Genomic DNA, 14,868 nt, shown 5'->3' with positions numbered 1-14,868 from the left:
AATATGAAGTTAAATTATATTTTAAATAGTACGTTAATTTTAGGTTTTTCGGGTGTTTCTCTAGCTCAAGAAACAAATATTACTATTGATTTAGGGATAAAAAAATACATAGGTAAGGAGAGTACACTGGATCGTTCTAAATTTTTTGGAATTCAATCTGGAGCAACATCAAATGAACTTAAGGAAGAAAGCACTTACTTATTTACGGAATTAAATACCTTTCCTGCACGTGGATTTGAAGGGCCACAACCGCATGGAGATTTAGAAGATTTATCTACTGGAAAAATTAGTTCACAAGTAAAAATATCAAGTGCTGATTATAAAAATACGCCTATTTTTAAAGCGCATACTAAAAGTAATTATGTAATTACCCAAAAGCCTTCAAAGGTGTTCAAAATGGGTGCAGATGCTAATGAGGCGGCAGATAAGATTACTGCTTACATAAAAGAGGCTTTTTCAGAAAAATCTTCTAATTATTTAGATTTAATGGATGAGGCTTTTGCTAATACGTCATTATTTTCTGATGATACTAATGCTGCAAAAAAGGAAATAAGTACATATTATTCAAATGTTGCAAAAGTTGTAAAAAAGAAGTTTCCAGCGTTAAAAATTGGAGGTTTTAGCTCCATTCGACCTCGTTTTGAATTAAATAATTTCAAATATTGGGAGGCAAATCATAAAATGTTCATGGATATTGCTGGTGAGCAAATGGATTTTTTATCATTAAAATTATATGATGAGGTTGATAGAGATACATCTACCATTAACTACTGTGCAGGAAGTGATGCAGAAGCGACATTGGATTTAATTGAAACCTATAGTTTTAATAAATGGAATAAAGTAAAGCCTTTATTAATTTCAGAATATGGTTTAAAAGTACCTTACTGGGAAGGAACAGCATACAGCCCAGACAGGGACGCTTTTATATTAGAATCACTAAATAAAATAGTGATGTCCTTGTTGGATAAACCCGATCGTATTGAAAAGGCTATTCCCTATATTTTAGGAAAGGCAGAAAAATTTTATGAAAACTCTGTAGTTAATCCTAATGGTAATCCACATCCATGGACTATAAGTCATAAGTCGGCAGATGGAAAGTCTTATGAATATACGAACTTAATAAAGTTTTATGAGTTTTGGAAAGATGTTGAAGGAGTGCGAACTTATATCGCATCTGATAACCCAGACATTCAGGTAAACGCTTTTTATAAAAAAGGAAAGTGGATCTTAATTTTTAATAATTTATCGGATGATGCACAGTTGTTAAATTTTAATTTTTCGGAATTTGATGCTGAAAGAATTACCAAGTATACATTACGTAGGTTGTTTTTAAATGAGTCGGGACAACCTGAGTTAACCGAAGCTTTTACAGATATACATATTGACCAGTGGGATATTGATCCTAATGAAACATTAATGCTAATATGTGATGTTCCAGAGGATACCGAATTTGCAACATCAATAGTAGAATATAATAATTATTCTAAGGAATTATTGAAACCTATAGTAGCCGATAAGCCTATAGAGTTCGAATTTACAAATGTAAAAACAGGAAAAGGAAAAGCGAATATTCGTGTATCTTTTGGAAAAGAAATAAATTCTGATTTACAGCCTATCGTAAAAATTAATGGAAATATAGTTTTGACTCCAAAAAACTGGGCAGGTTATGATCAATCAAATAGAAAAACATTTTTTGGAATGTTATCCATACCTATCCCAATGTCTTATTTAAAAGACACGAATGTGGTTGAGGTTACTTTTGCTGATACTGGAGGTAAGGTGAGTTCTGTGGTTATTAATACGGAATTATTTTCTACAGACGTAGAAAATAAAAATTACGAAGCTCCAAATGCACTAGTATATTCAAGTCATGGAGGTAATTTATTACATATTTCAAGTGATATTAAATGTAAAAGTCCTAAAATAACAGACTTGGAAGGGAATACGGTAAAAAAATTGAAAGCGTATAAAAACGGAGAAACGGTTGATATTTCCACATTAAAAGTAGGTAAATATATATTAGAGACAACCACTGATGGTAAAATTAAATTCAAAAAATAAATGAATTTTAAAATACTAAAAGCTTCACTTACAATTATTGTAGTGGGGCTTTTTTCGTGTAATAAGTCCGATAAAAAAAAGGATGAGGCTTCAAATCAAGAGGTAGTAGCTGTTTCTTTTCATCAGAGTTACATGGATGAAATCAAAAAATTACCAGTAAAATCAATGGCTTCCTCTACAAAGGATATGGTTTTAGTAACTGGTGGCAGTTTTTTAATGGGGGCTACTAGTGAACAAGCAAGAACCGATGAATTACCTGTACACAAGGAAACCGTTACTGATTTTTATGTGGATACCTCAGAGGTAACAAATGCACAATTTAGAGCATTTGTAGCCGCTACAGGTTACGTTACCACCGCAGAAAGACCTATAGATGCTAATTTTATAGCAGCTACTTCGGGCGTAGACCCTAAAATTGTTGATACCGACCCGGCAGCATTGGTATTTAATGGAGATCCCCAAATGTGGTGGTCCATGATTAAAGGCGCCAATTGGAAGCACCCCAAAGGTCCTGAAAGTACCATTGAAGGGAAGGATGATTATCCTGTTGTGCAAGTTTCATGGTATGATGCCATGGCTTATTGCCATTGGGCTGGAAAACGCTTACCAACCGAAGAAGAATTTGAGTATGTGGCACGAAATAAAGGGAAGCGAATTAAATATAGTTGGGGGAATGATTTTAGAAGGGCGGTGGAATTTGTGAATTTTCATCAAGGAAGCTTTCCATCTCAAAACCTTAAAGAAGATAATTTTGAAGGTTTAGCACCTGTAAAAAGTTTTAAACAAAATGAGTTGGGAGTATACGATATTGGTGGAAATGTATGGGAATGGACATTGAATTCCTATTTTTCGGATGGTTATACCCGAAAGCTAAATTTTGAAAAGCCATTATTAGCAAATGATCAATCGATTCATCAAAAAAAAGTAATTAGAGGAGGTTCCTTTTTGTGTAATGAGAGCTATTGTTCTGGTTACCGAGTTGCGGCTAGAATGAATTCTTCACCAGATACAGGCTTAGAACATTTAGGCTTTAGGTGCGTAATGGATGTGGTTAATTAACGGTATGAATTTTGATATTTAAATAGTTCGTACTTTAGTTCTTAGTTTTAAGACAAATTTTTTAGCAAAAATCAAGAAAATAATATTTTTGTGTAAATCCAGTATTATGAAAAAGTTACTAGTAATTTTAAGCCTTGTATTTTTTGGAAGCATCCAAGGTTATTCTCAGGCATTCATAAAGTTTGCCGAGGAACCACCAATGCAATTAAAACCAGCCCGCGATTTTTTCAATTATAAAATTGAATATAAAGCCTTGAAAAAAAGTACTATTTATTTAGAGTTAAAAAAAGGAGATTCATTAGTAGGAAATAGTGTGTATGATGTCACTAAGCCAGATCAAAAAACGGTGTCAGTTAATTTACAGGTATTTAAAAAAATTGATCGACTAGCCGCTGGCGAGGACTATTCGTATAATTTATATATGTACGAAGGGGGGAGAAATGATTGGTCAAAACGTGCTTGCGAAACTCAAAAAATAGATGGAGTTCGGGTTGTTTCAGTTAATGAATAGGGCGAACTAAATACATGTATACAGGAAAATGGTCGCTGTAGCCTCCAGTATAAATACCTCTACTATAGGTGCGCAAGGGATATCCCTTATACTTCCCTTTAGTGTGCATTAAAAATTTCGGATTAAATATATGTGTTTTATATAATTTAAATCCCACAGAATCCAATAGCGTACTTGATACTATGAGTTGGTCAAATAAATTCCATTTATCTCTATAAGCTAGGCTTCCCATGCCTTTTTTGTGCATTTTTTCCATAGGGTTATATAAATAATAGGGAGATGAGTGTGTAATGGTTGCTTTGGTTTTCAATTTCTTTTTAAAACTTTTGTCATTGGGGTCATCATTAAAATCTCCCATAATAACAATAGAAGCTTTTGGAGTAATATGTTGAATAGAATCAGTTATCCTTTTGCATAATTGAGCCGCCTCAATACGTTTAGGTTCACTTCGTTGTTGTCCTCCTCTACGTGATGGCCAGTGGTTTACAATAATATACAGTAGTTCATCTCCTAAATAGCCCGAAACGCATAATTGATCTCTGGTATGTATGGTTTTGTTGAATTCATTTTTTAAAAATAAGTGATGCTTTTGGGCATGTGTCAATGTAAAAACAGCTCTATCGTACAATAGAGCAACATCTATCCCCCTTCGGTCTGGCGAGTTATAATGAGCAATTCCGTAGTCACTTTTTTGTAAAAGCGGATGATCAACCAGTTGTTCAAGTACATCACGGTTTTCTACCTCGGCAACACCAAGAATTGCTGGAGGTTTTTTAGTTGTTTTAACACCAATGTTCGCAATTACTTCTGCTATATGGTCAAGTTTGGTTTTTAGTTTTTTTTCGTTCCATTGATTTTTTCCTGTAGGGGTATAATCTTCATCAAAAGTTAGAGGATCATCAATACAATCAAATAAGTTTTCAAGGTTATAAAAACCAATGCTAGTTATAGCATGTTTTTGTTGTTGTGCATAAATAGTGGTGCAAAAACTCAAAAAAAAGAGCGATACACTAAAAAAATGATGGCGCATAAATATTTGTTTTACAGCAAAGTAAAAAAATACGGTATTTTAATTTATCATTGAGGTTTAAAATTTCCTCATGGAACCAACTTTTACATGATTAAATTTAAGTATTGCATTTGTATTTTTTTGCAAAGCATTTCATTTTTTGCACAAAACCAAGAACTTTCAGGAAGGATTGTTGCAGCTACTACTCAAAATCCAATTTTTGAAGCGCATATTTTTTTGGAAGGAACTGATTATAGCACATTAACCAATTTGGAAGGGAGGTTTAATTTAATAGGAAAACTTCCGTTAGGAGAGCAAATTTTAAGCATCCAGAAAAAAGGTTTTTTAATAAAACGTCTACCTATTATTATTGAATTGGGTAAATCTATAAGCTTAGCGAATATAGTTTTGCAAACAGATTTTGCGCATACGCATCAAGCTTTTGCTAGTGTTGATTTATCGGATGTAGGATTAAGTAATGATCAGGATGATATTCAAAATCAAACATTATTACAAGCCTCGCGAGATGCCTTTTTAAATAGTGTAGCTTTTAATTGGAATGCCACCTTTTTTAAATTGAGAGGGCTAGGAAGCGCTTATACTAAAGTGCTCATTAATGGAGTGGAAATGAATAGCCTTTATAATAATAGGCCTAATTGGAATAATTGGTCTGGGTTAAATGATGTGCTTAAATCTCAGGAGCATACCACATATAACAGCATAAATTCGTATAGCTTTGGTAGTCCACTTGGAGTAACAGGTTTTAATTTTAATGCCTCCAGATTTGCAAAAGGAAAAAAGGTATCCGTGGGAGGTACAAATCGCTCGTATCAAGGTCGATTAATGGGAACTTTTCATTCGGAGATATTGTCTAATGGCTGGTCATTTAGCGTTTCTGCTTCCGCAAGAAGGGCCGAACAAGGCTATATTAAAGGAACAACATTAAAAACATATAGTGTATTTGCAAGTGTCGAAAAGCAAATTAATGAAAAGCACCGTATAAGTATAACAGGGATATATACTCCTGTTGAACGTGGAAAATCATCGCCTAATACGGCCGAAGTGACAGCGTTAAAAGGCATACGTTATAATTCATATTGGGGAAATCAAAATGGGAGGATTAGAAATTCAAGAATAAAAAGAATAAGTGAACCCATTATAACATTATCACATTTTTGGAAACCTTCTGAGCGATGGAGTATTCAAAATAATATACTTTTTCAGAAAGGGGAAAAAGGAAACAGCCGATTAGATTATACAGGGAAAACAAGTAATGAAGTCAATGGTCAAACATTTTTTGAAGGAGGTGGTCAAAATCCAGACCCTGCATACTATCAAATACTCCCAAGTTATTTTGTAAGAAATAAAGGGAATGAGAATTTTGAAGCCGCATTTTTAGCCGATCGTAGTTTTAGAGCAAACGGACAAATAGATTGGCAGTTTTTGTACAACTCAAATAGGGATGCTTCCAAAAATGCAACATATATATTGTATGAGGATCGTAGTGATGATACTTTTTTGGCTGCAAATTCAATTATAGATTATCAACTATCAGAAAAGTTAAGTATTCAAACTAAAACGGCTTTTAGAAGTTTAAAGAGTGAAAATTTTGCCGAGGTATTAGACTTGTTAGGCGGAAGTGCTTATTTAGATATTGACGGTTTTTCACAGGGAGAAGTAGCTCAAAGTGATCTCAGGAACCCGAATAGATTGGTACAAGAAGGGGATGTGTTTAACTATAATTATACACTTAATGCGTTGGAGGCAAATGGCTTTTTACAAGTAAATTATTCTCATAATAAATGGAATTTAAATGGAGCTATTTCTGCAAAAGCAAAACAATATCAGCGTAATGGTAAGTTTGAAAATGGATATTACCCTGGCCATCTATCTTTAGGACAAAGTAAAAAGCTTAACTTTTTAGGCTATGGGTTAAAATTAGGAATACAACGACAAATTACACCTAAATGCTATAGTAAAGTTTCTTTGTTGTTAGCAAGTCAACCACCATTATTACAGCATTCATTTATTAATCCACGACAAAATAATAATACCGTATTGGGTATAAAAAACGAACAATTATTAGCTAGCGATGTGAATTTGTTTTATCAATATGGAGCTATTAAGTCTCGATTTTCTGCCTATTGGATTCAGCAACGGGATATGACAAATCGTTCATTCTTTTTTACAGATAATTTAGCAGGTTTGGGTCGAGTAGAAAATGCAGGTTTTTTTCAAGAAATTATGACCGACATAAACAAACAAAATATAGGAGTGGAATTTGGAGCAGAAATAGCACTTACAAGTACACTTACTTTAAATGCTTCGCTAGCTTATGGGAAACATAGTTATAGTAATAACCCAAATTTAACGATCACATCTAATACGATAGCAACTCCTTTATCTGCAGGAAAAACTTTTTTAAAGAATTATCATTTGGCAACGGGGCCACAACAAGCCTATGGATTAGGCTTTAGTTATCGCGATCCAACCTACTGGTGGTTTAGTACACAATTAAATTACTTTTCTCATTCATACAATAATGTAAGTCCATTTCTACGAACTCAAAATTTTGCAACTGATGTTGATGGGCAAGCTTTTTCCAATTTTAATGAAGGGAGAGCAAGGGAGTTATTAGCACAAGAGCAGTTTCCTGCTTATTTTTTGTGGAATGCTATTGGAGGGAAATCATGGAGGTTAAAAAAGAATTATTTAGGCTGTGTGCTAGGTATTCAAAATATACTAAATCAAGTTTTTAAAACAGGAGGCTTTGAACAGTCTCGAAATTCAAATTATCGTACGTTAAATGAAGATCAAAATAGGGAAAACCCATTATTTGGATCTAAATATTGGTATGGGTCAGGAACAACATTTTACATAAACACCTATTATAGGTTTTAAAAAGAGTTCAATGAAAAAAGAAGGAATTAAAAAAATCATGAATATAGTCGTATTGGTTTATTGTTGTATAGCATGTGATGCCGATTTTGAGACGCCCACTCCTAAAAGTATTGAAATACCTGAAGGAGCTATGATTAGCATAACTGCTGCAAAAGCGGGCTTGGATCGTATAGCAGATAATACAACCACTTTTACCACCGATCAATTGATGGAAGCTTATGTGGTATCCACAGATAAAGGGGGTAATTTTTTTAAAGAATTGATTTTACAGGATAGACCTAATAAGCCTACATCTGGAATTCATTTTTTATTGGATGAACGTGCTTTGCACAATCGTTTCCCTTTTGGAAGTAAAATAGTGATTCAGTTAAATGGATTGAGTGTTGGTTTTGGGAATGGCGTAGTAAAATTAGGCAAACTTCAAGAAAATGAAATTGTAGCATTAACGGCATTCGAAATTGATCAACATGTATTTCGGACAAACGAAGTAGTTGCTATTGAACCTTTGGAGTTAAGTATTCATTCGCTTACGCGTGAAAAGGAGTCCATGTTAATAAAGCTAACTAATATGCAATTTAGTAGTAATTTTATAACAGAGACCCCTAAAACATTAGCTGCTGAGTCTAGCGATAATTTTGATGGTTTACGGCCCATGTTGAGTTGTGCAGAAGGGGTTGAATTAAGCTTATGTACGAGTACTTTTGCAAGTTTCAAAAGTTTAGCATTGCCCCAAGGTTCAGGTGAAGTAGTGGGGGTTTTGGGACGAGATTTTAGAGATGATTTTTTTGTATTAAAAATGAATTCAGCAGCAGATTTAAGTTTTGAATCGGATACCCGATGTGATCCTGTTTTTTTTGATTGTAAGCCTGTAGAAAATAAAAGTAAAACGCTGTTATTTTCCGAAGATTTTGAGACCATAACTAACGAAGAAAAGTTAGAGCGTTTAGGCTGGATAAATGTAAACGTAACTGGGGATGAAAAGCGATGGGCAGATAAAAAAATAACCAATGTTAATAATCGAGTATTAACAATTTCTGCATTTAATACGAATCTTAGGCCTTTGGAGGCATGGTTAATTACACCAGAAATTGATTTGACAATGTTAAATGAAGCAACTCTTGAGTTTAAGGTAAGGAGTCAATTTAATAACGGTAAAATTCTAAATGTATGGATTACAAACAATTTTAAGGATAATCCAAAATCGACCCTGTGGGAATTACTTCCTGTTAAAATACCAAGGGCTTCGTCAAATTACAAAGTGATTACACAAAATATTTCTTGTATATCAGGTAAGGTTAGAGTAGGTTTTCAATACAAAGGCTTTGATCCACTGGCAACATCAACTTACCAAATTGACGATGTTCAGTTTTATTAAAATGTTAATATTATATAAAAAAAATGTAAGAAAAATAGATATTTAAAATCCTTACATTTAATTAAGATTATTCTTACAAAGTGTAAATAACTGACAGTCAGAATATATATTTGTGGGAATCATGTGTAATTGATTTTATTTAATCTTTGACAGTAAGTTTCATTTTTGTTTAAGGTAAATTATTGTTAGAGTTTTAAATATTTTTTTGCATATATTTAGGAAGTTTTAACAAATTATTGAAAATAAATAGTGCCCTTTTAATCTACTAACCCAAAATTAAAATTCATGAATTTAAAGCTATTTTCATTATTAACAGTCCTAGGGCTGAGCGGATCTGTGTTTGCTCAGGTTGAAGTCGACGTAAACTTCGATATGAAGCATACTGTCGGTGGTAAGGAAACCTTTGATAGGAATAAGTTTATTGTATTGCATGCGGATGCTACAGAGAACGACTATAACGATGAACTCGGAAAGTTAGACTCTTTAATAAATCTATATGATGCTTATTATGGTCGAGAGACTGGACGTATGCGTTTTACTGCTGATCAAGTAAGAGAAAACCCAAACAGAGCAGGTTTTGCTGATCCTGCGAGCATAGCAGAATGGGGAACTATTCTGAACAATGCTTATGCAAATAGAACTTCTAAACATCCTTTCGAAAAAGGAACAACTATAGCAGCAGCTCAAGATGCTCCTTTTTTTCCTAACGGTAGTCATGCCACAGGTCAAGGTTGGTTTTTTTCTCAAAATAATACTCCCGAGGAACCTTTTGGATCAGCTACAGGGCAGTATATGGGATTGTTTATGAGAGACCTTTATGGTAATGGAGGTACAACTGGAGCTCCAAAACCAGAATATGTTGAGGTGATTAATGAACCATTTTTTCCTTTAGTAGATTTTGCTGCAGCAGGAGAAGAGTCAAACGCCACAGACATTTTTGAAATGCATAAAACAGTTGCGGATTCTGTTAGGAAATATTCACCCGATAGTAAAATTGGTGGATTTACAAATGCCTTTCCAGATTTAGAAGCAGAAGGTTTTGAAGCACAAAATAAAGTTCCTTTTGGTCAATGGGAAGAGCGTTGGAGGCGCTTTATTGACGAAGTAGGACCTAAAATGGATTTCTATTCCATTCACTTATATGATTTTCATAGTATAGGAGGAAAAGAGCAATTACGTAAAGGTAGTAATATGGAGGCTACCATGGATATGATTGAGCATTACAATACGCTTCAGTATGGTGAGGTTAAACCATGGGTAATTTCTGAATATGGAGGACAATTAAATGATTTTTATGCACAACCCTGGTCTCCTGCAAGAGATTGGTTAATCTTAAAGTCATTCTCATCCATGATGATGCAATTTATGGAGCGTCCAGATGTGATTGAAAAAACCGTACCTTTTGTATTAGGTAAGGCAGAATTTTTATTTGGTGATCCAGCACCAGGATTTCCTTACCCTTGGCGTATGATGCGTAAAAAGGATGAACCGGCTTCGCGTAATAGTGATGAATACGTATTTACTGATGTAGTTAAATTTTATCAGTTATGGAGTGATGTTAAAGGTACACGTGTTGATACTAAATCTACTGATTTGGATATACTAGTAGATGCCTATGTGAATGCTCCAGAAAATAAAGCCTATTTAATTTTAAATAGTTTAGCAGAGACAAACTTACGAGCAAATTTAAATGAGTTCGGTTTAGGTGCTAGTAATGTTACTAATGTAAAAATTAAGCACCTATATTTAGGGAGTGATAATACACCAAAATTAGATGTTACCGAAAGTAATACAGTTCCTGATTCGGTAGTAATTAATGAAGAAGGAACATTAATTATTGAGTATACTTTTGATAATGCAGTGGCTATCACAGAAACTTCTAACGAAAGTAAAACCTATGCTACTACTTATAAGCAGGCAATTTCTGCAAATCAAGCCATCACATTTACTGTTCCTAACTTAAGTATTGCCGCTCAAGGTGAGGCTGTTTTAAGATTAGGTATAGGTAGAGCTAGTGATGCTACTAGAGTACCGGTAATCACTGTAAATGGGAATACGATTGCAGTACCAACAGACTACCGTGGTGATATTCAAACTGACCGTGATAATTTCTTTGGAATTTTAGAAATACCTGTTCCTTATGCTAATTTAGTTGCAGGAAATAATGAAGTTACAGTTACCTATAGCGATGATGGTGGTTTTGTGAGTAGTTTGGCTTTACAAACGTTTGACTTTTCACGTGAAGTAAATAGAACGCCTATTGGAGACCGTGCACGTAGTCTAACATTTGACAATATCGCAGACTTTATTCCTGAAGGGAATACAATTCCAGAGGTAACTATTAGTCAGGATGTAAATTTAACTTTATCATACGCTACAGGAATAACCAATGAAGTAGAAGAAGATTTAGGTTACATAGCAGCTCAAGTTCGTCAGGTAGATGAATTAGGAAACGAAGTAGCCACTAGTGAATTTATAACATTAGTACCTGGTGAAGCTGATAATGCAGGTATTGCAGGAAACTTTAGCTATAAAGTACCTACAAATTTTGCTACGCCTAACACAGATTTAATTCCAACAACGGCAGATTTACCTGAGGGGCATAAATTATTCTTATTGTTATTTATGTCAGTTGACGGAGATACTGGTTTTGCTAATGCGAATACCGAAATTGTAATTAATGAAGTTCCAGATCGTACACGTAGTTTAACATTTGATAATATCGCAGATTTTATTCCAGCAGCAGGAACGTTACCAGCTGTAGCTTATGGGCAAGAAGTGCCTTTGCAATTGACTTATGCGACTGGTTTAACAAATAGAGTTGAAGAAGACTTATTTTATATAGCAACCCAAATTCGTCAACTTGATGAAACTGGAGCTGAAGTTGCCACAAGTGCTTTTACTACTATTTTACCAGATGCTGCAGCAAATACAGGTACAACTAATTTTACCTATACGATACCAACTGAGTTTGCTACACCAGCAGTAAGTCCAATACCTACTACAGCAGATTTACCAGAAGGGCATAGTTTAGTATTATTGTTGTTTATGTCAACTGAAAATAATACACTTTTTGCTAATGCCAATACACCGATAGTATTGAATGCAGCAGCAGATAGAACACGTAGTTTAACTTTTGATAATATTTCAGATTATATAGTTTCTGGAGCTAGTATACCAACTTTTGAGCAAGGACAAACATTTGAAACTTCGTTAACTTATGCGACAGGTGTAAACGCAGGAGTGGAAGAGGATTTAAGTTATGTAGCCATGCAAGTACGTCAATTAGATGAAAACTTTGATGTTGTTAACACAAGTGCATTTCAAGCAGTGGTTAATGCAGATGCAGATAATGCAAATACAGTAACTTTTGATTATGCATTGCCAACCACTTTTGATGATGGTACAGCAATTCCATTATCATCAGAATTACCAACTGGGCATAAATTATTCTTACTAACATTTATGTCTGTAGATAGTGATGCTGGTTTTGCGGATGCGAATACAGAAATTACTATTATTGAACCAATAAGAAGAAGAAAAGTTACTTTTGACAATATTTCAGATTATACAGTATCTGGAGCTAGTATACCAACTTTTGAAGAAGGTCAGACTTTTGCTACTACTTTAACTTATAGTACTGGTCTTAATGACGATGAATCTGAAGAAGATTTAGCGTATATCGCTATGCAAGTACGTCAAGTTAATGAAAACTTTAGAATAGTGAACACAAGCGCATTCCAAGCGGTAGTTAATGGTGATGATCCAAATACGGGAACAGTTGATTTTGATTATGCATTACCAACTACTTTTGATAACGGAGATACTATTCCATTATCATCAGATTTGCCAGAGGGACATAAATTGTTCTTATTAATTTTCATGTCTGTTGATGGTGATACAGGTTTTGCAGATGCCAATACCGAAATTGAAATTGTTTTAGCGAATAGAGCGCGAGCAATAACATTTGATAATGTGGCTGATTATACAGATGTAGAAACAGGTTTACCAACATTTGATTTTGGTCAAACATTTGAAACGACATTGACATATAGCACTGGAATTTTTGATAATGCAACTATTGAGGATTTGGATTATGTGGCGATGCAGTTACGTCAAGTTGATCAAGCTGGAGGTGTAGTAAATACAAGTGTGTTTGAAGCTGTAGTAAATACAGATGCTTCAAATACCGGAACAGTAACTTTTGAATATGTTTTGCCTGTAGCTTATGAAAATGGAGATCCTGTTTTAGATTCTGAAAATTTACCTGATGGACATAAATTAGAGCTATTGATTTTTATGGCTGTTGATGGAAATACAGGTTTTGCTAATGCCGACGGGGAAATTTTTATAAATCAACCAGCAGCTACGCAGGAAAGAGCGGTGTCATTTGAAAATTTAGCAGATTATATCCCAGAAGGAGCTACATTACCAACGTTTATAGAAGGAGATACGTTTTCGGTTTCTTTGGCCTACAACACAGCAGTATATCCTAACAGAACGGAAGATTTATCAAGTTTAAGTATTGAACTACGTCAAGTAGATCAGGAAAATGGTATTGTGAACACGGTTAATATGGGTGGTAATCTTACTATTCAAGATACTGATACTTCAAATGAAGGTACAGTTACTGTAGACTTTAGCTTGCCTACAGTTTATGATAGTGGTGACCCTGTACTGTTTACAGAAGCGTTGCCTGATGGTCACAAGCTTGTTTTGGCAGCAAAACTGGGTGTAAATAATGATGCAGAATTTACTGACGTGCTTGAAGAGATTGTTGTTGATGAGTTATTGGAGGATAGAGAGGCGTTTATTACTTGGAATAATAGAGATATTTTTACTTCGGTAATAAGAAACTACCCTATTTTTATATTTAGAGAAACCATTGACTTAGATTTAAGTTATGCTACTCCAATAATGGATAATGAAGAAGAAACATTAAAAGTAGTTAAGGCTAAAATTGTACAATTGGATCGAAGAGGAAGAATTGTGAGAAAAACGAAAGCAACAAAATTGTTATCAGGTGATGCGCCTAATGCAGATACAACAACAGTTGCTTATGAGTTACCTACTCAATTTGATGATGGTCGTCTTATTCCAAGTTTAAGAAGATTACCTAGAGGACATAGATTACGTTTGGTAATTTCGTTAAAAACAAATGAGTCTGAGAAAAGAGTAGCTAAAGCGAGATCTATAGTTGGATTCATAGGCTTTAATTTCTTTACATTTGGAAACTTTTTTGGAGCTAAAAACTTAGAAGAAACAAATACTCAGGTAGCATTATATCCTAATCCTGCTCATGAAGAACTTGTTGTTACTGCTCCGGAAGCGTATACAACAGCTAGTATTTATGATATAAATGGATCGGTCATTGCTACTATCAATTTAGTTGATGAAACTAGCTTTAATGTTAGTCAATTAAGTGAAGGGATGTATATAGTAAGGCTTTTAGGAGTTGATGATATAGAGCAATCTCATAAAGTTATAGTAAGGCATTAGAAAAGCTTTATTTGAATAATTAAAAGGCTGTCCATAAAAGGGCAGCCTTTTTGTTTTTATTTAGTTTTTAGCAAGTAGTGTTATGGTTGAGTTAAAAGTACAATGGAACGTTTAGTTTAGTAGAGATTTTTATACGGAATAGATTATATATTCCGGGTTCAATGATAGTATATAATATAGCATAGAGTTAGCTGCTAAAAATGAGCGATAATGGTTTCGCTGTTGTTGAATTTATAAGAAGATGTTATTTATATGATATATGGTTGAAAATTTAGTTTTTACTTTTGGTGTAACTGCTAATCAGTATATCGTATTGCCCTGCGTTAGGCTAGTGAAAGAAAAATAATCAATATGTTTATATGAAATTTGTACTCATAAATTATATTATAATTCGTATCCATCCGAGCAAACACATATTTTAAATTACACAGTTGTGTTTTAAGTTTGAAGAAA

Annotated in this window: 7 protein-coding genes; 6 read left to right on the top strand and 1 reads right to left on the bottom strand. The window is 34.0% G+C overall.

Annotated elements, in window-relative coordinates:
• Positions 1-3 precede the first annotated feature (3 nt).
• From KQA_RS0213725 to KQA_RS0213715, 3 genes are all read left to right on the top strand, one after another.
• The gene (locus tag KQA_RS0213725) at positions 4-2,061 is read left to right on the top strand and encodes a hypothetical protein (protein ID WP_010181995.1); all 2,058 of its coding nucleotides are present in this window, start codon (positions 4-6) and stop codon (positions 2,059-2,061) included.
• Positions 2,062-3,120 (top strand): formylglycine-generating enzyme family protein, encoded by a 1,059-nt coding sequence (locus tag KQA_RS0213720; protein ID WP_010181993.1) that lies wholly within the window; start codon positions 2,062-2,064, stop codon positions 3,118-3,120.
• Positions 3,121-3,226: 106 nt separating this feature from the next.
• Complete coding sequence (locus KQA_RS0213715; protein WP_010181991.1) at positions 3,227-3,631, top strand: hypothetical protein; 405 nt, start codon at positions 3,227-3,229, stop codon at positions 3,629-3,631.
• On the opposite strand, the gene KQA_RS0213710 is transcribed toward KQA_RS0213715, so the two are convergent.
• Positions 3,621-4,661 carry an endonuclease/exonuclease/phosphatase family protein gene (locus KQA_RS0213710; RefSeq protein ID WP_010181990.1) on the bottom strand — a complete coding sequence of 347 codons (1,041 nt, stop codon included), beginning with the start codon at positions 4,659-4,661 and terminating at the stop codon, positions 3,621-3,623. The genes KQA_RS0213715 and KQA_RS0213710 overlap by 11 nt on opposite strands.
• Positions 4,662-4,748: 87 nt before the next feature.
• On the opposite strand from KQA_RS0213710, the gene KQA_RS0213705 reads away from it, so the two are divergent.
• From KQA_RS0213705 to KQA_RS0213695, 3 genes are all read left to right on the top strand, one after another.
• Positions 4,749-7,541 (top strand): peptidase associated domain and porin domain-containing protein, encoded by a 2,793-nt coding sequence (locus KQA_RS0213705; protein ID WP_010181989.1) that lies wholly within the window; start codon positions 4,749-4,751, stop codon positions 7,539-7,541.
• A gap of 10 nt (positions 7,542-7,551) precedes the next feature.
• Positions 7,552-8,916: a DUF5689 domain-containing protein gene (locus tag KQA_RS0213700; RefSeq protein WP_010181987.1), complete on the top strand. Its 1,365-nt coding sequence runs from the start codon at positions 7,552-7,554 to the stop codon at positions 8,914-8,916.
• Between the two features lie 285 nt (positions 8,917-9,201).
• Positions 9,202-14,415: a T9SS type A sorting domain-containing protein gene (locus KQA_RS0213695; protein ID WP_010181986.1), complete on the top strand. Its 5,214-nt coding sequence runs from the start codon at positions 9,202-9,204 to the stop codon at positions 14,413-14,415.
• Positions 14,416-14,868 lie beyond the last annotated feature (453 nt).

Origin of the sequence: Aquimarina agarilytica ZC1, assembly GCF_000255455.1 — a bacterium.
GTDB lineage: Bacteria > Bacteroidota > Bacteroidia > Flavobacteriales > Flavobacteriaceae > Aquimarina > Aquimarina agarilytica.
Note: the sequence above shows the minus strand (reverse complement) of the source record. Positions and strands in the feature narration are given on the sequence as shown.